The 25,086-nt window shown below is 34.8% G+C and carries 22 protein-coding genes; all 22 read left to right on the forward strand.

Going from position 1 to position 25,086, the window contains the following annotated elements:
- The first annotated feature begins 39 nt into the window (after positions 1 to 39).
- The 22 genes from SM124_RS09290 (at position 40) to neuB (ending at position 25,085) form a co-directional block, all read left to right on the forward strand.
- Positions 40 to 462, forward strand: a complete 423-nt coding sequence (locus tag SM124_RS09290) for a hypothetical protein (RefSeq protein ID WP_322446231.1) — start codon at positions 40 to 42, stop codon at positions 460 to 462.
- A gap of 132 nt (positions 463 to 594) precedes the next feature.
- Entirely contained in the window at positions 595 to 1,026 is a 432-nt protein-coding gene (locus SM124_RS09295) for a TIGR03826 family flagellar region protein (protein WP_322446232.1), read from the forward strand.
- Positions 1,027 to 1,137: 111 nt separating this feature from the next.
- Complete coding sequence (locus SM124_RS09300) at positions 1,138 to 5,907, forward strand: hypothetical protein (protein WP_322446233.1); 4,770 nt, start codon at positions 1,138 to 1,140, stop codon at positions 5,905 to 5,907.
- A complete protein-coding gene (locus tag SM124_RS09305; protein WP_322446234.1) occupies positions 5,904 to 6,203 on the forward strand; it encodes an EscU/YscU/HrcU family type III secretion system export apparatus switch protein in 300 nt (99 codons plus the stop codon). The genes SM124_RS09300 and SM124_RS09305 overlap by 4 nt, the downstream gene beginning before the upstream one ends.
- 66 nt (positions 6,204 to 6,269) lie before the next feature.
- Positions 6,270 to 6,704: a flagellar export chaperone FliS gene (fliS, locus tag SM124_RS09310; RefSeq protein ID WP_322446235.1), complete on the forward strand. Its 435-nt coding sequence runs from the start codon at positions 6,270 to 6,272 to the stop codon at positions 6,702 to 6,704.
- Between the two features lie 13 nt (positions 6,705 to 6,717).
- The gene (locus tag SM124_RS09315; protein ID WP_322446236.1) at positions 6,718 to 9,129 is read left to right on the forward strand and encodes a flagellin N-terminal helical domain-containing protein; all 2,412 of its coding nucleotides are present in this window, start codon (positions 6,718 to 6,720) and stop codon (positions 9,127 to 9,129) included.
- A 103-nt stretch (positions 9,130 to 9,232) separates the two neighbouring features.
- The gene (locus SM124_RS09320) at positions 9,233 to 9,670 is read left to right on the forward strand and encodes a YaaR family protein (RefSeq protein WP_322446237.1); all 438 of its coding nucleotides are present in this window, start codon (positions 9,233 to 9,235) and stop codon (positions 9,668 to 9,670) included.
- A 198-nt stretch (positions 9,671 to 9,868) separates the two neighbouring features.
- Positions 9,869 to 10,132 (forward strand): flagellar biosynthesis anti-sigma factor FlgM, encoded by a 264-nt coding sequence (flgM, locus tag SM124_RS09325; protein ID WP_322446238.1) that lies wholly within the window; start codon positions 9,869 to 9,871, stop codon positions 10,130 to 10,132.
- Positions 10,133 to 10,144: 12 nt separating this feature from the next.
- Positions 10,145 to 10,642, forward strand: coding sequence for a flagellar protein FlgN (locus SM124_RS09330; RefSeq protein ID WP_322446239.1), 498 nt, complete (start codon positions 10,145 to 10,147; stop codon positions 10,640 to 10,642).
- A 14-nt stretch (positions 10,643 to 10,656) separates the two neighbouring features.
- Positions 10,657 to 12,690, forward strand: a complete 2,034-nt coding sequence (gene flgK / locus SM124_RS09335; protein ID WP_322446240.1) for a flagellar hook-associated protein FlgK — start codon at positions 10,657 to 10,659, stop codon at positions 12,688 to 12,690.
- A 14-nt stretch (positions 12,691 to 12,704) separates the two neighbouring features.
- Positions 12,705 to 13,850 carry a flagellar hook-associated protein FlgL gene (gene flgL / locus SM124_RS09340; RefSeq protein WP_322446241.1) on the forward strand — a complete coding sequence of 382 codons (1,146 nt, stop codon included), beginning with the start codon at positions 12,705 to 12,707 and terminating at the stop codon, positions 13,848 to 13,850.
- An 84-nt stretch (positions 13,851 to 13,934) separates the two neighbouring features.
- Positions 13,935 to 14,516, forward strand: coding sequence for a DUF6470 family protein (locus SM124_RS09345; RefSeq protein WP_322446242.1), 582 nt, complete (start codon positions 13,935 to 13,937; stop codon positions 14,514 to 14,516).
- A gap of 18 nt (positions 14,517 to 14,534) precedes the next feature.
- Positions 14,535 to 14,984: a flagellar assembly protein FliW gene (gene fliW, locus SM124_RS09350; protein ID WP_322446243.1), complete on the forward strand. Its 450-nt coding sequence runs from the start codon at positions 14,535 to 14,537 to the stop codon at positions 14,982 to 14,984.
- 2 nt (positions 14,985 to 14,986) lie between these two features.
- Entirely contained in the window at positions 14,987 to 15,214 is a 228-nt protein-coding gene (gene csrA / locus SM124_RS09355) for a carbon storage regulator CsrA (protein ID WP_322446244.1), read from the forward strand.
- Between the two features lie 146 nt (positions 15,215 to 15,360).
- On the forward strand, positions 15,361 to 16,482 hold the full coding sequence (locus tag SM124_RS09360) for a flagellin N-terminal helical domain-containing protein (protein WP_322446245.1): 1,122 nt from the start codon (positions 15,361 to 15,363) through the stop codon (positions 16,480 to 16,482).
- A 494-nt stretch (positions 16,483 to 16,976) separates the two neighbouring features.
- A complete protein-coding gene (locus SM124_RS09365; RefSeq protein WP_322446246.1) occupies positions 16,977 to 17,588 on the forward strand; it encodes a DUF8042 domain-containing protein in 612 nt (203 codons plus the stop codon).
- Complete coding sequence (locus SM124_RS09370; protein WP_322446247.1) at positions 17,569 to 19,461, forward strand: motility associated factor glycosyltransferase family protein; 1,893 nt, start codon at positions 17,569 to 17,571, stop codon at positions 19,459 to 19,461. The genes SM124_RS09365 and SM124_RS09370 overlap by 20 nt, the downstream gene beginning before the upstream one ends.
- The gene (locus SM124_RS09375) at positions 19,451 to 20,455 is read left to right on the forward strand and encodes an NAD-dependent 4,6-dehydratase LegB (protein ID WP_322446248.1); all 1,005 of its coding nucleotides are present in this window, start codon (positions 19,451 to 19,453) and stop codon (positions 20,453 to 20,455) included. Before SM124_RS09370 ends, SM124_RS09375 begins: the two co-directional genes overlap by 11 nt.
- A 16-nt stretch (positions 20,456 to 20,471) precedes the next feature.
- Positions 20,472 to 21,581, forward strand: a complete 1,110-nt coding sequence (locus SM124_RS09380) for an N-acetyl sugar amidotransferase (protein WP_322446249.1) — start codon at positions 20,472 to 20,474, stop codon at positions 21,579 to 21,581.
- A gap of 119 nt (positions 21,582 to 21,700) precedes the next feature.
- On the forward strand, positions 21,701 to 22,864 hold the full coding sequence (locus tag SM124_RS09385) for a LegC family aminotransferase (protein WP_322446250.1): 1,164 nt from the start codon (positions 21,701 to 21,703) through the stop codon (positions 22,862 to 22,864).
- On the forward strand, positions 22,864 to 24,018 hold the full coding sequence (neuC, locus tag SM124_RS09390; protein ID WP_322446251.1) for a UDP-N-acetylglucosamine 2-epimerase: 1,155 nt from the start codon (positions 22,864 to 22,866) through the stop codon (positions 24,016 to 24,018). Before SM124_RS09385 ends, neuC begins: the two co-directional genes overlap by 1 nt.
- Positions 24,015 to 25,085, forward strand: coding sequence for an N-acetylneuraminate synthase (neuB, locus tag SM124_RS09395; protein ID WP_322446252.1), 1,071 nt, complete (start codon positions 24,015 to 24,017; stop codon positions 25,083 to 25,085). The genes neuC and neuB overlap by 4 nt, the downstream gene beginning before the upstream one ends.
- The last annotated feature ends 1 nt before the right edge of the window (position 25,086 follow it).

A 25,086-nucleotide genomic window follows, 5' to 3' on the forward strand; every position in this document is an offset into this window, starting at 1 on the left:
GTAGTATCATAGTTTAAGATACGAAGGAGTGTGAAAAAGATGAAAATCATAAAATTTCTAATAGTTCCTCTCGTCATACTTGGCATCATTGGATATGGGATTTATTTCTACGGAACAAGCCTCGCTTCTGAGAAGTTGATGAATGAAGTAAGTACTGAACTTGAAAACAGTGGAGAGATGGAAGCTATTAAGCAATCCATTGAAAACGATCCTGAGTTAAAAGCTTTTATAGAGGGAGCAGAGAATGTAGATGAAAGTAAGCTTCCTTTCACAACAAAAGAGGATGCAACAAGAGTATTAATTAATAAAATCGGTATATCCGAGATTCTTGATATAAAATCAAAAGCAGAAACAGGGAATATTTCAAAGGAAGAGGTTCTTCAAGAGTTACAAAATAAACTCACAGAAGAAGAAATTCTCGCTTTAAAGGTAATAGCATATAAAGAAGTTTATGGTAAGTAAAATAGGGGGCTGAGGCTCTCTTTTTTTATACCAATAATTAATAGAATAACTGTCTATTAATTTTCATACCTTTCCGACATTTTTCAAGCTATAATAGAAAAAAACAACATTCGGAGAGGGGATTTCCGTGTTATGGCTGAATTAATGAATTGCCCTAAATGTGATGAAATATTTGTCAAAAATCAATTCCGAGATATATGCCAAAAGTGTTGGAAAGAAGAAGAAAAAGATTATGAGACGGTTTATCAGTTTCTAAGAAAAAGAGAAAACCGTGCTGCTACTATGGAACAGGTTGTGGAAGAGACAGGAGTAGAAGAAGACATAATTTTAAAATTTATTCGACAAGGTCGATTAAAAGTGACTTCCTTTCCTAATTTAGGATACCCATGTCAAAAATGCGGTAAAATTATTCAAAGGGAAAAGGTTTGCCCGCCTTGTGCTGAGCAACTAAGAAAAGAACTAGAATTACACAAAAATGAAGAAGAACGAAAGAGAGAAATTGAAAAAAGAGACAAACAAGCTACTTATTTCTCTGTTGATGAAGACTTTCGAAAACATCGTTAAGCCGGATGCCATAGCATTCGGTTTTTCTTTTTGCCTAAATGTTGCAATTAATATTATGACCAACTATCCGATAAAACTAATATAGTGATATGTTCGGGAGTGGATTATAACATGCAGATAAATAACCATCTTTTAAATAGGTCAATACCAGCTACGGACACACCTCTTGAATTGAAGCAAGGGGAAATTTATAGTGCTCAAATTAAAGAACGAGTTTCGGACACAGAGGCTGTCATACAGATTAGAGGAAAAGAGATAACAGCACGCTTTGATGGGGCGGTTCCAACTGGAGATCGTGTAGCTGTACAGATAACAGGCCAGCAGAACCAAACCGTTACACTTAAAACCATTGAAAGTGAAGTAACGACTACAAGATCACCTCAATCGAATGAAGCTAAAGTATTTCAAAGTCTAGGTCTGTCAGAAAATGACAGCCTAGAATTAAAGCAAGCTGTAAAAATCCTATTCGAAAAAGGAGCACCTTTGTCAAAAGAAGTCGTGAACGAACTAAAGACATTTTTTGATAAAGCGGATGGTACACCTGAAGCTAAAGTTGATACGGTTAGAGCACTAGCAAACAAAAAACTAGAAGTCACCCAAACACACCTACGTGCGGTCCATGAAGCATTAAATGGAAAGCCATTAAATGAAGTATTAACTTCCATTGCGAAGGAAATAGATCCGAATTTTGAAATAAAACCAGTAGAAACTAGTCGTGTACAGACAACAAACTCTCAACCAAGCGCGACACCTATTGAGACAAAACAAGATGAAACTATTAATAAATCAGTAGTCTCGAAAGAAAACCAGCTAAGTAATTTAGTAGCAACTGTAAGAAAAGCTATAGAAAATGAACCAGATTTACAAAAGGCAATTGCGAAAGTTAAAGAAGAGATTGTTAATAACCCTAAAATAGATCGTGAACTAGCTGGAAAAATAGAAAAGGTAAGTTTAGAAGCAGAAAAGCTACAGACCATTGGAAAAGAAAGATTAGTTCAAGCGCTTAAAACGGCAGAAGAGCAACTAGTGAAAAAAGAGCAGCAAGTTAGTCAACCGCTACCTTCAGCTGAGACAAAAATAGCTCCAACAAGTGAAAATCGAACTCCTAGTGAAGTATTAAAATCGTTAAAAGAAGAAGTAGTGGGAAGTCCTAACCTTCAAAAGTCATTAGATAAAGTATATGCAGAACTATCAAAGATGACAGAACTACCCAAGGAAACGATTGCAAAAGTTGAAAAAGCTCTCCAAGAAGCAAGAGATTTGTTAAGACAAGGAAGAGTGACTGCGGGGAAAGAAGTCCTTAGTAAGGTGCTTGCGGAAGTAGAAGTTGAGGCCAATAAACCGGGTTTTAGTAATAAACCTGCAATTGAAGTAGTAAAACAAGTCAAAGAGGCTGTACAACAAGAATCAAAGTTACAAAATGCAGTCGACCAAGTCCGTGAACAGGTTGTTAATAATCCGAAAGTTGACCGTGAAGTTGCGCAAAAGATAGAGAAAGCTGTTCAAGAAGTCATTCAACTCCAACAACAAGGAAAAGAAGCAGCTGGCCGTGAGAGATTAGTGCAAGCACTAGTTCAAGCAGAAGTAGAGTTGAATGAAGTAGAAACAAAAGCACAACGGACTCAACCGGAACCACGCCCAAGTGAAGCGGTAAAACAAGTCAAAGAGGTTGTACAACAAGAGCCAAAGCTGCAAAAAGCAGTAGAGCAAGTTCGTGACCAAATTATCAACAATCCAAAAATTGACCGTGAAATCGCTCAGAAAATAGAGAAAGCGGTACAAGAAGCCGTTCAACTCCAACAACAAGGAAAAGAAGCAGCTGGCCGTGAGAGATTAGCACATGCATTGTCTCAAGCAGAAGTAGAGTTGAATGAAGTAGAAACAAAAGCACAACGGACTCAACCGGAATCACGCCCAAGTGAAGCGGTAAAACAAGTCAAAGAGGTTGTACAACAAGAGCCAAAGCTGCAAAAAGCAGTAGAGCAAGTTCGTGACCAAATTATCAACAATCCAAAAATTGACCGTGAATTTGTACAAAAAATAGAGAAAGCGGTTCAAGAAGCTACCCAACTGCAACGGCAAGGAAAAGAAGCAGTAGGCCGCGAGCGGTTAGTGCAGGCACTAGCTCAAGCAGAAGTAGAGTTGAACGAAGTAGAAACAAAAGTACACCGAAATCAAAATGAACCACGCCCAAGTGAAGTGGTTAAGCAGGTCAAAGAGGTTGTACAACAAGAGCCAAAGCTGCAAAAAGCAGCAGAACAAGTGCGCGACCAAATTATTAATAATCCTAAAATTGATCGAGAAGTGGCACAAAAGATAGAGAGAGCAGTCCAAGAAGCTGTACAGCTACAACAACAAGGAAAAGAAGCGGTAGGCCGCGAAAGGTTAGTACAAGCATTAGCTCAAGCTGAAGTAGAGTTAAATGAAGCAGAAACAAAAGCACCACGTACTCAAACAGAACTACGCCCAAGTGAAGTGGTAAAACAAGTCAGAGAGGTTGTACAACAAGAACCGAAGCTACAAAAAGCCGTAGAACAAGTCCGTGAACAAATTGTTAATAATCCTAAAGTTGATAGAGAAGTGGCACAAAAGATAGAAAAAGCCGTTCAAGAAGCTGTACAACTACAACAGCAAGGAAAAGAGAATGCCATCCGCGAGAGGTTAGTACAAGCACTATCTCAAGCGGAAGTAGAGTTGAGCGAAGCCGAAACAAAAGTACAAAGTACTCAAACAGAACCACGTCCAAATGAAGTGGTTAAACAAGTCAAAGAGGCTGTCCAGCAAGAACCAAAACTTCAAAAAGCAGTAGAACAAGTGCGTGACCAAATTGTTAATAATCCTAAAGTTGATCGAGAAGTGGCACAAAAGATAGAGAGAGCAGTCCAAGAAGCCATCCAACTGCAACAACAAGGAAAAGAACTAGCCGGCCGTGAAAGACTAGTTCAAGCACTTAATCAAGCAGAAGTAGAATTGGATAGTTCCCGAAAAGGAAAGCAGCAATCTTCAGAAAACGTAACTCAAGGTAACAATAAAACTTCAGAAGTTAATACCAGTCCTAAAGAAGCTATTAAACAGCTTAGAGAACAAATACAACAAGAACCAAGTATCAAGAAAGTAATGCAAAAAGTCCAAGAGCAACTATTAAACAATAAAACAATGGATTCAGAAACAATTAAAAACCTAAATAGACTAGCAAACCAGGCCGATCAACTAGATCAAGCTGGCCGTGAACGTTTAGTAAAAATGTTACAGCAAGTTGAATTAGAATTGAAAATCACAGAAATCAAACAGACTAAGGTTCCAGATGTTCAAACAACTAACCAAGGTACTAATAGTCTAAATAGTCAAACTCAACAACCTTCAAATAATTCGAACATGGAGGAAATGAGTCCAATCCAAGCAAAGCCCAGCGAAACAATTAAACAAGCATTAAAAATGTTCCAATCAGAACCTAATTTAGAAGAGGCACTGAACCTAGTTCGAAAAGAAGTATCTAGCAATCTAAATATAAACTTAAACCATTTATCTCGGGCAGAAGAGGCAATTAATCACGCACAACAATTAAAAGATAAAGGCCGAGAGATTGCAGCGCGACAGCACATTAATAAAGAACTAACAGAACTAGAGCAAACACTAAAAAGCACAGAACCACAAATAAATTCCCTACAGAAAGCAGATAATGGAGCTCAGTATGACCTAAATGAATTACTCCAGCCGTTACAACTGCAATCAAAAGACATTTTAGTTACTAAAGTTACTCAGAGACTAGCAAATGCAACAAATGAATTTAGTGAACTAAAAAGAGATATTTCAAGAAACCTAGATTCAGTTCAAAGATTAATTGACACTTACAAGAAAAATGCTTTCCCACAGGCAAAGCAAATGCTAGAGACGACTATTAGTAAGCTAGATAATGCCATTTTAAAAAGTGACATGATGTTATTTACGGATATGAGAACGGAAAAACAGCTTCTTCAAGCTAGTTCGCAATTGGCAGATGCAAAAAAGCTATTAGCAAAAGGAGAATTCTCGGAGGCTTCAAAACTAGTAGGGCAAGTAAAAGAGTTAATAGATAAAATCATCTACAAACCAACTGAACAAAAAATTATGCATTTTGTTGGAAAAGAGAGTCTTGCAATGGAAGGGCGTTCTACTTCTCAACAGCTATTAGGTCAGTTCGAACAAGCAGCTCGTGGTTTTGTTCAACAAGAACCATCTGCACGATCAATGTTTGAAGCTGTCCGTTCAATGGGACTAAACCACGATAGTGAGTTAGCTAATTCATTAGTTTTCAAAAATGGTGATCAATCACAGCAAGAACAAAATCAGCAACATCAACAAAACCTAAAAGCAATTCTAATGAAGTTGCAAGGCGAAGAGGCGGGAACACGTGTAGCCCAACAAGCGGAACAGGCTTTAAATAATTTAACAGGGCAGCAGCTTTTAAGTAAATCAGACTCATCAGGCACAATGCAAAGTATGCTGTTAAATCTACCAATGATGTTAGGTGGAAAACCTGAGAATATTCAAGTGTACGTAAACTCGAAAAACGAAGGGCAACAAGTTGATTGGGAAAATTGTAGTTTATACTTCCTACTAGAAACAAAGAGACTTGGTGATGTAGGCATCATGCTATCTTCAACAGATCGAAACTTATCAATCACTATTAAAAACGATAAACCTGGATTTAAAGAAAAAATGGAACCTATTGCAGGTTTAGCAAAAGAGAAATTAAAAGAAGTTGGATATAACGTGGGTAGCATTAATTTTACAAGAATGACACCAATTAACTCCGTTCCAGCAAACGAAACTCAACCAACGAACGAGTCAAAACCACAACGACCTGTATTTACAGAGAAAGGAATGGACTTCAAAATATGATGGTTTCAAAGTTTTATAACCAAAAAAGACGAAGAGAATTAAACGGTCCTTCTGCGGCAGTCATTAAATATGATGAAGAAACAGGCAAAGCACCAACAGTGGTAGCTCAAGGTAAAGGACAAGTAGCTAAGCAAATCATAGAGCTAGCTAAACAAAATAATATTCATATGCAAGAGGACTCTTCACTAGTGGCAAACCTACTAGATATGGACTTGGGGGATAATATTCCCCCTCAGTTATACTCAGTTATGGCAGAGGTTTTACTACTAATTGAGGAAATGGAAAAAAACTATTAACAACTACTAAACTTGTCGAAATCTGAACCGATAAAAAATGTAGATAACCTTTGGAGGTGCACATAAGTGACCAGTATTTTTACAGAGTCCGCTATCCATCAAAAATCACCTCAAGAAATAACAGAGCTGCTGTATGAAGTCTGCTTAACTAACTTAGAGGAAGCTATAAAAGATATAAACAATAGAGATTATGTAATAGCCAATAAGAAGTTACAAAAAGCTAATGATATTCTGTATCGCCTTGGTGCAGGCTTAAATTATGAGGCAGGTATAATAGCTGACCAATTAGATGCTTTGTACAACCATATGGCAGATCGGATAATTGAAGCTAATTATAAAAAAGATATTGAAATAATCAAACATGTAATTAAAGTGTTAGAGCCTATAGCTCAGGCATGGAATGATGCTGTTAAGAAAAAACCTTCTCAGCTCACAACAGGAGTTAGACAGAAAACTATGGCATATGAACAAAACATTCTTACTGAAGAAAAACTAAAATAGAAGGAGATTTCACATGAGAATAAATCATAATATTCAAGCCTTAAATGCATACCGTAACCTTTACCAAAATCAATTTCAAACTTCAAAAAACCTAGAAAGGCTATCATCCGGTTTACGTATCAATCGGGCAGCTGACGATGCAGCTGGACTAGCTATCTCCGAAAAAATGAGATCTCAAATTCGTGGGCTAAAGCAAGCAGAAAGAAACTCTATGGATGGAATCTCTTTAATGCAAACTACTGAAGGCGCAATGACTGAAGTCCATGCTATGTTACAACGTATGCGTGAACTATCAGTACAAGGTGCAAATGACACTAACACTGATGCTGATCGTAGAGAAATCCAAAAAGAAGTTGATCAATTATTATTAGAGATTGATAGCATTGCTGAAAAAACAGAATTTAACACTAGGAAATTATTAAATGGTGAGAGTGCTGTTCTGTCTGTAATTAATTCAAATAAAACAGGACTAGTAAAGTCTCCGGAGATCATTGACCCTAGTTTAAAATCAGGTAATTACGAGTTATCGGTGGAGTATAATCCAACAACTGATATTAGCTATAATGTAACACAACCTGCTGGAGGGCTTAAAGCAGGAGATATTAAATTAGACACTTCAGTTCCGAATCAAAAGTTCGGTGAATATACTATTAATATTAGAGATTACAACAATGATGGTTCAAATGTAAGTGCAAAGATACAAGTAATTGGCCCAGATGGGTTACCAATAAATCAAACTCCTCTTTCAGTAGAAGTAGGAAGTCATCTGCAAGGTGGAGCTAGTCAATTTGTAACCGTAGGTGGATTAAAGATTGATGCAAGTAAAATCGAGCATGCAGGGTCAGTTAAAATTAACATTGAAGCAAAAGTTACTTTAACATTATCATACGATCAAAATTTAGGCGCCAACTCTATCAAAGAAGCGAAGGTGTTCGGTGAAACTGTTAAAGTGCCTAGTTATAATACAAGCGACACAAAATCTACAGTTGGAAATTTATTAAGCTCACCAGCAACAATAGGCTTACCTAATGCTGGCTTAACGGGTGGTTTCCCTACAGGAGTTAGCCCAGTTGCTGTTTTGACAGGAATCCCGATTACATCAGATTCAAACAATGCCGATGGAACACCTATTTTAACCAGTTTAAAAGCATCGGCAGAGTCTGTTAATTTTGTTGACTATGCTAACACAACGCCTTGGTCTACTGCTTTAAATACAGATATGGGTGCAGTAGTTCCGCCGGTTCCAGGTGCTTCAGAAGTTGCGGCGGCAGATCATAAAAATGATTTAATAGCTATTGGGATAGCTGCCGGGGTTAAAGTAGCCAAGGAAACTGCTTTAACTGGTGTAACAACGTCACAATTGACAGACCAAATAAAAGTTGCAGCTGAACAGGCAATAAAAGAAGCTGCAATTGCAAGATCAATACCTGAAAATAAAGCAGCTACATATGCAGGAGCTCTAGCTGCCGCATTAGTAGCTGCTCACGATGGGGGCACCCCACAGAGAACCATTGCGGAAGATTTAACCCAGGAGAATAATGTAGTAGCAGCAGCAGCAAGTACTTCCGGTTTGGAGAATCAGGGAGGGAAATACTATTTTTCTGTTGAAACAAACGCAGGTACAAAATTATTTAGATTAGCAGCTCAAGATCTAGGAACTAGTAATACAAAACCATTAGTTAATGAGTCAACTGGTGTAATTACATTCAACAGTAATTCCGGTGCAAATGTCTCACTAAAGGATATACAAGAATCTTTACTTGGTGCAGGTTTTACAAACGTTAAGGCCTGGGAAGTTGCTTCAGCTGGTACTGAAATCAAAGACCAGATGCTAGTAGTTACAAATAATACAAATAACCCTGGATCTCCTATTGCTAGAAACGCATACACTTTAAGCACAACAGATTACCAACCAGTTGATTTCCGCAAAACAGTAACAACTGTAAATGGAAAAGTTGTACATGGCGGGGCTGAATTCAGCTTTAATAGTAGCCTTAAACAAGGTTTTAGTGAGTTCTCAGTTACGAATAACTCATTAGCGTTCCAAATTGGACCTAATACAAATCAAAATGTTAATATTGATGTTCCACAGCTTAACACAGTTGAGTTGGGTGTTGAGCATATCGATGTTACTTCACAAACAGGTGCAAATAAAGCAATTTTTGATCTTGATCAAGCAATTCAGAAGGTTTCTTCTATTCGTGCAAAACTAGGAGCTACTCAAAATCGTTTGGAACATACTATTAGTAATATCCAAACGACTCATGAGAACTTAACAGCATCTGAGTCTCGTATCCGTGATGCTGATATGGCGCTAGAGATGACTCAGTTTACGAAAAATAATATTTTAAATCAGTCTGCTCAAGCCATGCTTGCACAGGCAAATCAATTACCTCAAGGTGTTCTACAATTACTTCAAGGATAATATTAACATAGAGAGGAAAGCTCAGTTTTTCAATGAGCCCCTCTCTTTTTTATTAACTACATGTTAGAATATAGATATTATTTAATTCAAAGGCGGGAATACTATGGATGTTCAAAAGGTTGGCAAAGTTGGTCTAGAACAAATTAAAACAAAAAGTAATATGTCAATAGAGAGTATTTCTTTTCAAGAAGTGATGGGTAAAAATCGTCAGCAGACTATTTATGATAAATTTACAAAAATGGTTGATGAAATTGAGCAACAAGGGAAAACTTTGGCTGAAAATAGGACTGTAGATGAACTTCGAAAATATAAAAAGTTAGTGAAAAAATTCATGGAAGAAGCCGTTCAAAACGGGTTGCAGCTTGAGGAACAAAGAGGTTTTAACCGAAGAGGAAGGACAAAGGTTTATAAAATTGTTAAAGAGGTAGATAGGAAATTAATTGACCTAACAAATACTGTACTAGATAAGGAGAAAAATGGATTAGATATTTTGAATATGGTTGGTGAAGTTAAAGGGTTATTAATAAATATGTATACTTAAGGACTACTAGAGATGGCTAGTGGTTCTTTTATTTATAGGTCAGTGTTATCAATTTAGTAAGAAAATGTGTATTTTCCTTTAAATTTATTTATATTAGTCGATATTAAAACTATCGGAACACGTTTCCAGCTTAAGTGCGGTTTAAATGATTTTTTATAACATAATTTAATTAATATTTAGTTAGGAGAGGTGACTACGTTGAAAATTAATAATATAGGTCGGTTAAATGTAAATCCTTACAATAAGCAAATTGAAAAAAGTGAAACAGTTCAAAAATCGGGGCGTAAAGATAAAATTGAAATATCTAATGAAGCTTTAGAACTTCAGAAGATAGGACAGATTGAAATTGAACGTGAGGCTAAAGTTAAAGAAATCAAAGAGAAGATTAGCTCTGGAGAATATGAAGTTAATAATATGGAAACAGCAAAAAAACTTTATGATTTCTGGAATAATAGGTTCTAGGAGTTGAAGGGATTGACTGTTAAAAATATTGTCCAAGCATTGGAGAAACTGATTCTTCTTCATAAAAGTTTGATTCAAATATCTAAGAATAAGACTGGAGTAATTATAAAGGGAAGTGCAGAAGAACTACAGTCAATATTAAAGGAAGAAAATAAACATATACAAGCGATAAAAAAACTTGAGTCAGATATGCTACTAAATGCAAAAGATTTTTTATTATCAAACAATTTTACCGGAGAGCCTACAATAACAGCTACTATTAACTTAGCCAATAAACAAGATAAAGAGACACTCAGCATATTGAAAATAGAGCTAGAGTCTCTAATTAAAGATTTACAAGAACAAAATCAACTAAATCAAGAGTTGTTAGAACAGTCTTTATACTTTGTAAATTTATCACTAGATTTATTAAACCCTAATATAGATTCTTTCAACTATGGACGACAGGAAGAGGAAAAAGACTTAGATTTAGCTACAAAAGGTCGTTCACTTTTCGACTCGAAGGTATAACGGAGGTTAATTAAATGATTTCAACTTTTCACGGCTTAGAAGTTGCTCGAAAAGGGATGATGACTCAACAAGCAGCACTTCATACAACCGGTCATAACATTGCAAATGCCAACACACCAGGCTATTCAAGGCAGAGGGTTAACTTTGCTCAAACTAATCCATTTCCTTCACCTGGATTAAATCGACCTCAAATACCAGGACAAATAGGTACGGGTGTTAAAGCTTCAGATATTCAAAGAATTCGTGATAGTTTTGTTGATATGCAATTTAGAAGTGAAAGTAGTAAATTGGGATACTGGCAGGCAAAAGCAGAACAACTTTCTCAAATGGAAGATATAATGAATGAACCTTCTGACGTTGGGTTAGCCAAATCACTTGACCAATTTTGGAATGCTCTTCAAGATTTGGCTACTCAGCCACAAAATGATGGTGCTAGAAGGGTTGTACGTGAGAGAGGTATATCCTTAGCTAACACTTTTAATTATATGTCTAACTCACTAAAAGCAATTCAAAAGGATTATAGAAATGAGATTGACGTAACTCAGCAAAGAGTAAATTCATTATTGCGACAAGTTAATCAAATTAATAAACAAATTGGCTCAATTGAACCACATGGTTACTTACCGAATGACTTATATGATGAGAGGGATCGCATTATTGATGAATTGTCCTCTATTGTTAATATCAAAATTGATGTAAGACCTAGTGGAGGATTAGCATCTACTAATGCTGAAGGTCTCTATGATATCTACTTAGCAGACCCAAAAGGGGATACGTTAAGAGACTCAGCTAATAAGCCCATTAAGTTAGTTGATTCACTCTCTGGAAAGGCAAATGGCTTTCATATTCAATATGAAAACCGCGCGGAGTTAGACAGTCCTGTGTCTCAAATTAAATTCTTTGAGCTAAAGGAGAATGAAGAAGGCTTCGTTGGTATTAAACACAGTATAGAAGCTGACACTGCTACCAACTCTATATATAATTTAATTGAATTCTCAGCCTTTAGTTCAAATGGTAAATTAAAAGGGAATATTGAAGGATACGGATATGTTGATAAGTCAGGCCTCACACCTGTTACTAAAGGACTCTATAATCAAATGTTAGCTGATTTGGATCAAATGGCTTTTACTTTCGCTAGCCATTTTAACCAAGTTCATCAATCTGGATGGAGCTTAAATGAAATTAGAAATGGTAGCAAATCCGGGATGGATTTCTTTTCGTTTAATGGTGGTGTACCAACGGAAGCTAACCCAAAAGGGGCAGCTGCGATTATAAAAATCTCACAGTCTATCTTAGATGATCCCCAGAATATAGCAGCTGCTGCAGAAGGTAATGTCTTAGCTGGGGGGATGATTAGGACATCAAGTGTAAATACAGCAACTGTAGGAAACCCTTCATTTACAGGAATCTATGATTCAACAAATTTACCTGACTCCTTTAAGAGTTTCAGTTCAGATATAGCAGAAATGAAAATAAACATGAAATTTACATTTGATAGTACTACAAATACAGGTTCTTGGGCCCACCAGTTAACTGCCTATGATAAAGATGGTAAAGAATTGGGTGTTGCAGATTGGAAAGGCTTCACTGAAAAAGAGGTTAGTGTAGCTGGAGTAAAAATAAATACATCACTTGTTTCAAAACCTAATAGCGGGGATGAATGGACAATTACGTTCCCTGCACAAGGAGTAAAATCAAGTGATGAAGCCTTTATTGGTAATGGTTCAAATGCTCTTAAACTCTCAAATGTTAAGGATGCAATCATAAATTATGGTGGAACGTTAACAAATGTTCACTCCTTTTATCAAGGTATGATTGGTAGATTAGGAGATAATGCAGGAGAAGCAAATAAAATGACTCAAACAGCAGGAGTTTTGAAAGATTCTGTTGAACAAAGACGCATGTCTATTAGTAGTGTATCGTTAGATGAAGAAATGACCAATATGATTAAATTCCAGCATGCCTATAACGCTGCGGCAAGGAATATTACTATGGTTGATGAAATGTTAGATAAAATAATAAACGGTATGGGCGTTGTAGGAAGATAGGTAGGTGAATTAATATGCGTGTGACACAATCTATGTTAACGAACAGCAACTTAAAATATTTAAGTCAAAATTACAATAGGCTTGGGAAAATCCAAGATCAAATCATGTCGGGTAAGAAGATTACAAAACCTTCAGATGACCCTGTGGTAGCGATGAAGGGAATGCGTTACCGTAGCCAGGTTGTAGAGGTCGAACAGTTTAAGAGGAACTTAGGTGAGGGGTTTAACTGGCTTGAAAATGCAGATGCTTCATTAGATGAGACAGGCTCAGTACTCCAAAGAATTCGTGAACTAACAGTCCAAGCATCTAATGATAGTTACGACCCAACTGCACGAAAAAATATAACAGCTGAAATATCGAGATTACAAGAACACATAGTGGCTCTCGCTAATACTAGAGTAGGAGATAACTATATTTTTAATGGTACAAACACAGCTTCTCAACCTATTAATGAAAATAGATTTAATTTAGGATATGAAAAATTTCAAGAGGGTTTAAGTGATTCAACGCTCAAAGCTGAAGATTATGTAGTTAGTTATAAAGGCCTTTCTTATCAGTATGATAGTATTGAAAAAGTATATAAATCGGCTAATGGGGACTCAATATCTATCAGTGGGGCAAACGGTGAAATTGTTCGTAAATATTCTGAAGAACAAAAATATCTTGATGGACAGAAAATGGAATTGCGTGAGGAAATAAATGCTTCAGATATTGTTATATCGAATAAATTTTCGGTCTCTACTAATACAGAAGATGTTAGGATTGAGATCATGAAAGGCGTTACTATTCCTATAAACGTTAGACCACAAGGTGTTTATTCAACTGAACTTTTTGGTAGCTTAGAATCCCTAAAGAAAATGCTGAATGACCCGTCTACAAAAGGGGCAGAATTAACTAAGGTATTAGACAACTTAGATGGTTTTATGAACAGTATAGTCTCTACTAGAGCTGAACTAGGAGCTCAGATGAACCGTGCTGAAATGGTTCAAGATAGACTTCTTCAACAAGAAGTCATTGCAAACAAAACGGTATCTGACAATGAAGATATCGATTTCGAAAAAGCAATCATTGATCTTACTATCCAAGAAAGTCTTCATCGTGCTTCACTAGCTGCAGGTGCTCGAATTATTCAACCAACACTAATGGACTTCTTAAGGTAAGCTATTCCTATTGGGATAGCTTTTTTTCTTAAGATATTTTCGATACAATACAATATATAAAAAGAACTCGAAATGGAGGTTCGTATGAAACTACCAGAGTTACAAATAACCAAAACAATGATGAAAATTGGCATTAATCAGAGTAGAGGTCACATCGAGTTAAGACAGCCAATGGCTGAAATTGAATATAACCAACCACAACCAGAAGTAAAAATGACTAAAACAAAAAGTAAGTTAGAAATTGACCAATCAGAGGCCTTTGCTGATGCAAATTTGAAAAACCCTTTTAGGGTGATAAAAGAATGGGCGTCAGAAGCAAAGAAGAGAGTCCTTCTAGACATTGCAAAGGAAATCAGTCAAGGTAATAGAATGATGACTATTGAACACCAGGATAAGTCAATAATACCCCAACTCGCTAAAGAAGATAGTCAACCAGCTCCAAAGCAGTTTAACATAGGTTTCATGCCAGAAACAGCTGAAAAGGTTCACTTTAAATATACACCTTCCAAAATTACAATGGATGTAGATCTTGAAAATTTCAAATTAAAAGCAAAAATCAATAAACCACAAATTAACTTTCAGCGAGGTCATGTCTCAATATATACGAAACAAAAAGCCTCTATAGACATACAAGCTATTGGTATAAATATGGATATCATAAAATAATAGAAAGTGGTGAAAAAAATGAAGATATTAACCAAATATCATGGGGAAGTTGAGATAGAAGAAAGTCAAATTATTCATTTTAGGCAAGGATTACCAGGTTTCTTAGATAAAACTGAATTTACAATTGTTCCTTTCCACGAAGAGGGACCTTTCATGATTATGCAATCTATTCAGACACCGGCACTTGCTTTTGTTATGATTAGCCCTTTTGATTTTTTCGAAGGTTATTCTGTAAAACTAACTGATCAACTATTAGAGACGTTGGAAATAAAAGAAAAAGAAGATATTGCACTTTTCGTTATCCTTACAGTTAAAGAACCGTTTGAAGATACAACAGCCAATTTGCAAGGGCCAATCGTTATAAACACTAAAAAGAAATTAGGAAAACAATTTATCTTAAGTGATGCAAGTTATAAAACAAAACATTATCTAACAAATCAACTAACCTCTTCAGTTAAGGAGGGTTAATCATGCTAGTTCTCACAAGGAAGATAAATCAATCTATTCAAATTGGACAAGATATTGAAATCAAAATATTAGCTGTTGAAGGGGAACAAATAAAAATAGGTATTGAAGCACCAAAACACGTTGAAATCCACCGAAAAGAAATCTACCTTTCAATACAAGAAGAAAATAATAAAGCAACGAACACATCTATAGACCTACTAAGACAATTCACAAATCAAATAAAAAAATAAATTTTCTAGCAAAAAACTACTAAATAAACTAAAAATCATGTCGATATTAACATTGTAATCGGACGAGTAATTGAGACGGCCGCTTAATTACTCTCTCTGACAACCACAAGGATGTGGGACAAACATATTCAAGGAGGAAATATCACATGATTATTAACAATAATCTACCTGCAATTAACTCGTTTAATAAAATGGGTACGAACCAAACAAATGCATCTAAGTCAATGGAGAAGTTATCTTCAGGTCTTCGTATTAACCGTGCTGGTGATGACGCTGCTGGTCTAGCAATCTCTGAAAAAATGCGTGGACAAGTACGTGGGTTAAATCAAGCCCAACGTAACTCTCAAGACGCTATTTCTTTAATTCAAACAGCAGAAGGTGCGTTAAACGAAACACATTCAATCCTTCAACGTATGCGTGAACTAGCTACTCAGGCATCAAACGATACAAATACTGATCAAGATCGTAGTGAGCTGCAAAAAGAGCTTAATCAGTTAACTTCTGAAATAAATCGTATTGGTAATAATACTGAGTTTAACCAAAAGAAATTGTTAAATGGTTCACAACGTTTAAGTAGTGGTTTTGTAGCCGATGCTGGATCAACTGCTAGTGGAAATGGTCTTAAAATGCAAGTTGGTGCTAACTCTGCACAGAATTTCACAGTAGATATTTTTGATATGCGTTCTGAGGCACTAGGTATTGCGGGTTCTAGTGGAGCAAATGCAAATATCGGTTCCGGAACATATTCTAATTCTACTGTTTCAGCAAATAAGAATGCATCTGGCGGAGTGAATGAAACTTACTTTAAAGCTGATGGATCTAAAGATTCTGGTGCCCAATTCATCTCTGAAAATGGTACTATTGTATCTTCAGAATTAGTTGCTAAGTCATCGGGTGCTACTTTTGCAAAAGGTGCAAACAATGAGCTAACAGATAAAGGAAATGTTTCTGGTGATAAAGTACATGCTTTAAATATTTCACATCATGAATCAGCAACTGCTGCAATCTCAGTTATTGATGCTGCTATTAATCAAGTATCCGCAGAACGTTCGAAACTTGGAGCATTCCAAAACCGTTTAGAGCATACCATTAGTAATTTAGGTAATGCTTCTGAAAACTTACAAGCTGCTGAATCTCGTATTCGTGATGTAGACATGGCAAAAGAGATGATGAACTTTACAAAGAACAATATTCTTTCACAAGCATCACAAGCTATGCTTGCTCAAGCGAATCAGAGACCACAATCAGTTTTACAGTTGTTACAATAATTAATTTAAGTGAAGAAACCATATTTCTTTTCTGGAAGACTAAAAAGTATATAGATTTATCCACCACAGTGTACTGCACTGTGGTTTTTTGTGCCGTGAAAAATGATGCTTTAAATCAAATATCCTGCAAAATACATAGTCGTTTTAAAGTATTTTGGGGGGATCTAACCAACTATAAAAGAAAAAGTAGAGAGGTTTGGTGGAAACGAAATATAGTATTAAACTTTTTGTTTGTGGAAGGTTGTCAAGGAGTTAGAAGAGCTCCATATCGGTGAAAGGTAGATTTGTTAACCTTATCGATTCTGTTCCAGCAAAAAAGTACATAGAAAGGTTAGTTATGGTTGTACTATTTTAAGAATTATTATTATTCGCCTAGCTTAAGATATATGGACTTAGCGTATATAAAAGTTATTTTCTAATAATAATTGTATACTTTAATATTTTAATAATATGTCGATAATAAATATAAGCACAAAATAATGGGGGATTTCTAAATGAAGATTAGACTTTTAAATAATACTAAGTATTTGAATAAATCAAATGATATTTACGATGAAATAGAAGTTTTTATAAACGATATACTATTAGATGGAGAGTTATATTTTAGTCATATGATCATAGATGGTGTTGAAGTATATGATAATTATGAGATCTATATTGAAGAAAACCTTTTAAGAATAGAGAACATAATAGTTGAGGTAAAAACTGTTTTGCAATTTTTTACTAGCATAATATTATCAATAAACGAGTACTCTTCTAATGCAATCCCTGAGTTAAAACAACTATCTACTGCCTTTTATAATTCTTCTAGCTCGGAATCTTGGAAAAAGTTAACGGATTTTTTAGAAGCATTACAATGGATTAATGAAGCAATTGTTTCTATTAATAGTAAGGAAATAAAACCAAATCATGGGGATAAGTACCTGGGAATAACTGCTTCTTTTGAGAATGTATTTCCTAATTTACTGGAGGCATTAGAAGGGCAAGATAATATATTTATCGCTGATATTCTCAACTATGAGATTATACCTTTACTTCAGGATCTAATTACATGCACGACACAGTTTTTAGAGGAGAATAATACTCATGCTGAAGGAAAACATTAAATTTATTAAAAAATTTGATGAGGAATTATTTCAGAAGTTAATCAACACTAAACATATTGAAGGGGAAATAGAATCAGTCCTTACCAAATGTGGACTACCAACCTTGCAAGTTTTAAAAGATAGTCGATTATTGGTGCTTCATAGTAAGTATAATCCTCTTAAGGAAGCAGAAATAATAGTTGATAATTTAGGCAATATTGACAAGTATGAGCACATTTTTTTTTATGGTTTAGGATTAGGCTACCATGTGGAAGAGCTATTAAAGAGATATCCAAATAAGAAATTTACATTAATAGAACCTGAAATTAGAGTTTTCAAGCGATATATGGAACTACGTGACTTAACTAAATTACCTATTGAAGACTTGTTTTTTTTGAAAGTAGGTCAGTCTGAGTTTGAAACAAGGAAGTTTATAAAAGAGTTTGTTGATGTTGTTAGAGAAAAGACACTGTTAGTTACTTTGCCTAGCTATGAAAGATTAATTCCTGAGGAATATCAAATGTTCATTACTGACTTTAAAAAAACAGTTGAAGAGAATCGGCAAGGAATACTTGTGAATTACTCATTTCAAAAGAGATGGACTTTAAATAGTTGGATTAATCTCCCAGAAACATTAAGAACACCTAATATCTTACATGATGTTAAAAGAGACTTTTTTATAGATAAGCCCGCCATTATTGTTGCCGCTGGTCCCTCGTTGGATGAGGAGATTGAAAACTTAAAATTTATTAAAATAAATCAATTAGCATATATATTTTCAGTAGGATCGGCTATAAATACATTAATAGAAAATGGTATCTATCCGGATGCAATGTGCACTTATGACCCCACGCAGTTAAATCAGAAGGTCTTTGAAAAAGTCATTCAAAGGAAAATAGATACTATCCCTATGATTTATGGTACTAGTGTTGGGTATGAGACAATAAAAAATTTTCACGGTAAAAAGATTCATATGGTTACAAGTCAAGATACAATCTCGAATTACTATATTGAACTTAATAGTAATAATAAAACAAATAAAGTACATGATGCTCCTTCAATTGCAATCGTTACAATGGAACTGTTAGATAAACTTGGCTCAAATCCTATTATTTTAGTAGGTCAAAATTTAGCCTACAAAGATAATAAGACTTATTCAAAAGATATGGGATACGAGCATGCTTCAGATGAAATAACAGAAGATGATATAAATAATGCAATTATTGTAAAAAGTGTTGAAGGAAACGAAATATTTACAGATTCTTCATTTAACAGAATGAGGTCTCAATTAGAATATTATATAGCAAATCATATGAAAAACAAGGAAATAATTAACACTACCAAAAATGGGGCACATATTAATGGGACTGTTTACATCGAGTTATCAACTCTAATTAACGAGCGATTAGAGCATACAAAAATTGGAAGAGAGTGGTTCGAAACTGCAGAAAACAGCTATAATCTCCAGTATGTTGAACAAAAAAAAGTAGAAATGGAGTTGAATTTTATTGAACTATTAGAGACGCTAAGAATTGTCAAAAAAACATTTAATAAGATGGAACAACTAATAGTAGAAAAGAAAATTGCTAAGTTAGAAAGAATGTTTACTAAGTTTGACGATGTGATGAAGAAATTTGTAACTAATGATTTCTATGTAACCTTTCTACAACCAATGTCCAGGGTGGAATTTGATTTGCTATCAAGAGAAATTAATTCTTTAAGGTATGATAAGGATATACTCTCAAAAGCAAAAAAAACAATCAAGAGCTTCAAAAGGTTTATAAATAGCTGTGAGTTTGATATTAAAAATATGAAGTCTATCTTTGAAGATGTTAACTCAGAAATAAATGAATTATTATTACAACAAGTAAAGGGTGTTAAGGATGGGAAATAAAAGGATACTTATAACTGGTTCAGATGGTTTTATCGGTTCTCACCTTACAGAGGAATTAGTACGACAGGGATACAATGTGAAGGCGTTTGTTTTTTATAATTCTTTTAACTCCTGGGGTTGGCTAGATTCATCTCCGAAGGACATAAAAAAGGAGATTGAAGTTTTCGCGGGAGATATAAGGGATCCACATGGCGTAAAGGAATCGATGAAGGGTTGTGAAGTAGTATTACACTTAGCATCGTTAATTGCTATACCATACTCTTATTATTCTCCAGATACTTATGTAGATACAAATATTAAGGGGACATTAAATATACTTCAATCAGCAAGAGAGTTAGGTATTACCAAGGTTGTTCACACATCAACAAGTGAGGTTTACGGAACAGCTAAGTATGTTCCAATAAATGAAGATCACCCCTTACAAGGTCAGTCTCCTTACTCCGCATCAAAAATTGGTGCTGATCAAATGGCGATGTCCTTTTATCGTTCATTTGAAACTCCGGTTTCTATTATCCGTCCTTTTAACACATATGGACCTAGACAATCAGCCAGAGCAGTAATTCCAACAATTATTACTCAGCTAGCTGCTGGGAAGAAGAAAGTAAGATTAGGTGCTGTAAGACCGACACGTGATTTTAATTATGTTAAGGATACTGTTAGTGGTTTTATCTCGGTAATGAATAGCACTAGATCCATTGGGGAAGCAATTAATATAGGTAGCAACTTCGAAGTTTCAATTGAGGAAACTGCTAAGCTAATAGCGGAGATTATGGATATAGATCTTGACATTGAAACCGATGAGATTCGTATTCGTCCTAGTAATAGTGAGGTTGAAAGATTATGGGCGGATAATACGAAAGCTAAGGCTTTATTGGGGTGGGAACCAAAATACTCAGGAATTGAGGGGCTCAAAAAAGGACTTAGTGAAACTATAGATTGGTTTACTATAAAAGAAAATTTAGCAAAATTTAAGACTGAAAACTATAATATCTAAATAGGGGAATATGGATATGAAATATTGCACAAAGTGTGTTATGCCAAACACTAGGCCAGGGATATATTTTGATGAAGAAGGTATTTGTCAGGCTTGTAGAGCAGAGGAACAGAAGGGCTTTACTAATTGGGAAGAAAGAGCAATGGAACTGAAAGATCTTTGTGAGAAATACAGAAACAAAGGGAACAATTATGATTGTATCATTGCCGTTAGTGGAGGAAAGGATAGTCATTTTCAGGTTTACATTATGAAAGAAGTATTAGGAATGAATCCCTTACTTGTATCAGTCGAGGATAATTTCACAATGACAGAAGCCGGAAAACATAATATTCGTAACATTTCTGAGAGGTTTGGTTGTGACATAATAAGCCTTAAACCAAATATTAAATTACAAAAGAAATTGATGAGAAAAACCTTTGAAAAGTATGGTAAGCCTACCTGGTACATTGATCGGTTAATATATACCTATCCTTTACATATGTCTTTGAAATTTAATATTCCTCTGGTAGTGTATGGTGAAAATATAAGTTATGAGTACGGTGGTACACAAAGGGTTGAAACATACAGTGCTAAGGATCAGCTTTCAAATGGTGTTGCTGCAGACATTGATTGGGATGAACTTCTGGATGAAGATATAAATATTAAGGATTTAAGTCTATGTTTTGCTCCTTCAGTAGAAGATTTGAGTTCTATAGAACCAATTTATATTAGTTATTTTTATAGATGGAACAGTTATAATAATTACTTGTTTGCAAAGAAAAATGGATTTAAAGATTTAGAGCATGAGTGGAAAAGAGAGCACCATGTAGAAAATTTTGACCAAGTCGATAGTTATGCCTACCTAGTGCATCCATGGATGAAGTATCCTAAGTTTGGGCATGCTTCAGCTACTGATTATTCTTCAAAGTTTATTAGATATGGATTAATTAGCAGAGAACAAGGTATTGAATTAGTTAAGAAACATGATGATAAGCTTGATTCAAAAGCAGTAGAGGACTTTTGTAATTTTACTGGATACTCCATTCAAGAGTTTTACAGTATAGTAGATCGCTTCTATAATGATGATTTATTTTATAAAAATGAGTATAACTATTGGACTTTAAAAAAGCCAATTTGGGAACAATAAATCATTACATTATTCCATAACAAAATTAGGTGTATTTATTTCATATAAAATAGGGAAATCCTGGGTGTAAAAATTATTTTGTATAATCAATAAAATTTCAAAGGCAGATGTCAGAGTGAATGAATACAGAATGGATTGAAATAGCTAGAAAAATTAAAAATCTATATCCTTCAAAGGGATTTTTACCACTTCACGAACCTACATTTGTTGGGAATGAGTTAAAATATATTTCCGAATGTTTAGAAACAGGATGGGTTTCTTCAGTTGGTAAGTATGTAGATAAATTTGAGTCAATGCTAGCTGAATATATAGGAGTTAAGAGGGTGGTTGCAGTAGTAAACGGTACTGCTGCTCTACACATAGCTCTAAAAGTAGCTGGAGTTCAACCAAATGACGAAGTTATTATACCTTCCTTAACGTTTGTAGCTACAGGGAATGCGGTTAGTTATTGTGGCGCAGTACCACATTTTGTTGATATTTCACAAAAAACTCTAGGAATAGATCCTACGAAGCTTGATCAATACTTACGTGAAATCTCTACTCAAAAAAATAAACAATGCATAAATAAATTTTCAGGAAAGATAATTAGAGCAGTTGTACCTATGCATACATTTGGTCATCCAGTTGATATGGATCATCTCTTAGAAGTATGTAGCAAATATAATATTATTGTAGTTGAGGATGCTGCTGAGTCACTAGGTTCATACTATAAAGGTAAGCATACTGGAACTTTTGGTAAGGTTTCAGCAATGAGTTTCAATGGAAATAAAATAATAACTACTGGGGGAGGGGGAGCTATACTCACAAATGATGTACACCTTGCAGAGTATGCAAAGCACCTAACTACTACTGCGAAAATAAACCATGCATGGAAATACGAGCACAATGAAGTAGGTTATAATTATAGGATGCCGAATATTAATGCAGCATTGGGTTGTGCACAAATTGAGAGAATTAATGATTATCTAGTAAGTAAAAATAACTTAGTTTCTTTATACAAAGATATATTATATAAATATAAAGGCATAGAATTATTTCTAGAGCCTCCATTTGCGAAGAGTAATTACTGGCTTCAAACGCTAATTGTTGATGATAGAGTATATGATATAGAGAAAGTGCTTAGTATATTGAATAATCAGGGAGTCATGGCGAGGCCAATATGGACCCCTTTACATGAATTAGTACCTTTTTCTGGCTCACCAAAATCAGATCTATCAGAAACGGAAAAATTTAAAATGAAAATTATTAATGTTCCAAGTAGTCCTTACCTAGGTGAAAAATGATGAAGAAAAAAATTTGTGTTTTTACAGGGTCAAGAGCAGATTACGGCTTGTTGTACTGGATAATGAAAGTGATTCAAGAGGATAGTGATTTAGAATTACAAATTATTGTAGCAGGGATGCATCTATCGGCAGAATTTGGAAATACATATACTCAAATTGAAAATGACGGATTTTTTATAAGTGAAAAAGTTGAGATGTTACTAACAGCTGATACACCAACTTCAGTGGCAAAATCTATCGGTTTAGGAACAATTGGTTTTGCAGACTCATTAGGCCGTTTAAAGCCAGACTTGCTCATTATTTTAGGTGACCGTTTTGAAGCTTTGGCTATTGCACAAACAGCACTTGTTCTGAATATACCAATAGCTCATATACATGGCGGGGAAGTATCTTTTGGTGCATATGATGATTCAATTAGACATGCTATTACAAAAATGAGCTATCTTCATTTTGTAGCTACTGAAGATTATCGCAAAAGAGTAATTAGATTAGGTGAAAACCCTGAAAGAGTGTTTAATGTGGGTGCTCCGGGAATTGAGAATATTTTCAAATTAAAGCTATACTCTAAGAGAGAACTTGAGAGTGAATTACAAATGTCATTAACAAGTCCATTATTTCTAGTGACTCATCATCCAACCACCTTAAGTGATAATCCAATTGAAGGAACGTTAGAACTTCTGGAAGCGCTAGAGTATTTTAACGATGCAACTATTATTTTTACTAAGTCTAACGCCGATAATTATGGGAGGACAATTAATAATTTGGTTACTGATTTTGTTAATAGAAATAAATTCAGAACAAAATTTTATGATTCCTTGGGGCAAACAAGGTATTTAAGCCTAATTAAAGAGGCGAATGTTGTAATAGGTAACTCTTCGAGTGGTTTATTGGAGGTGCCTTATCTCCAAACACCAACTGTGAATATTGGTAGCCGTCAAAAAGGCAGATTGAGTCCGGAATCAGTTTTTAATTCTAAACCTGATGTGATCGACATTAAAGAAAACATTCAGAGAGCACTGGATTTTAAATTTCAGAATAACACTAATTATAAACTTTTCGGTGATGGGAACACCTCTACTAAAATAATTTCAATTATTAAAGAGAATTTAAATTTTACAACTATAAAAGAGTTTTATGATGGAGATATACGATGAAAAAGACGTTTATTATAGCTGAAGCAGGTGTTAATCATAACGGATCCCTTAAGTTAGCTATGAGACTTGTTGATGCAGCGGTGCAAGCTGGGGCAGATGCAATAAAGTTTCAAACCTACAAAACCGAGAATTTAGTGACTAGGAGTGCAAGACAGGCAATCTATCAGAAGAAAAATATTGGCAAACATTCTACTCAGTTTGAAATGTTAAAGGAATTAGAATTGGACTACAGCCAATTTTTAATTCTAAAAAAATACTGTGATAAACAAAATATATTATTTATGTCAACTCCTTTTGATTTGGTCAGTGTAGATTTTTTAATTAAAGATTTAAGCTTAAAAATGATTAAAGTTCCGTCCGGAGAAATAACCAATGCTCCTTACTTATATAGAATAGCATCACTTGGTGTCAAAAATATAATTCTATCTACTGGAATGTCAACAATAGAGGAAATTCATAATGCATTAGCTTTCTTGGCATATGGATTCAGCCTTAAAAGTAATCCTACGTATAGCAAAGTGAAAGAGTTCTATCAAACTAATGAAGCGAAAGAAATATTAAAAAACAGAATAAGCATCCTTCATTGTACAACTGAATACCCAGCACCTTTTAACGAAATAAACCTCGGTGCAATAGATGTAATAAGGGATACATTTAACTTAGAAGTAGGTCTTTCGGATCACTCTGAAGGTATATTAGTACCTATTGCTGCTGTATCAAAGGGTTCTACAATTATTGAGAAGCATTTCACTCTAGATAAGTCATTGCCAGGTCCAGATCATAAGGCGTCTTTAAACCCCGAAGAATTAAAAGAAATGATTGATTCTATTCGTATAATTGAAGTGGCAATTGGAAAAAAAGTTAAACAACCAACAAAAACAGAGAGCAAAAATAAAGAAATTGTTAGAAAGAGTTTAGTGGCTGCTAAAAAAATAAAAAAAGGGGAACTCTTTACTTTTGATAATTTAACAGTTAAGCGCCCTGGGTTTGGTAAAGAACCATATTACTTTTGGGATTATATTGGTAGAGCAGCAGAGAAAGATTATGAAGAAGATGAGGTAATATAAG

Origin of the sequence: Robertmurraya mangrovi, assembly GCF_034427655.1 — a bacterium.
GTDB classification, from domain to species: Bacteria; Bacillota; Bacilli; order Bacillales; family Cytobacillaceae; genus Robertmurraya_A; species Robertmurraya_A mangrovi.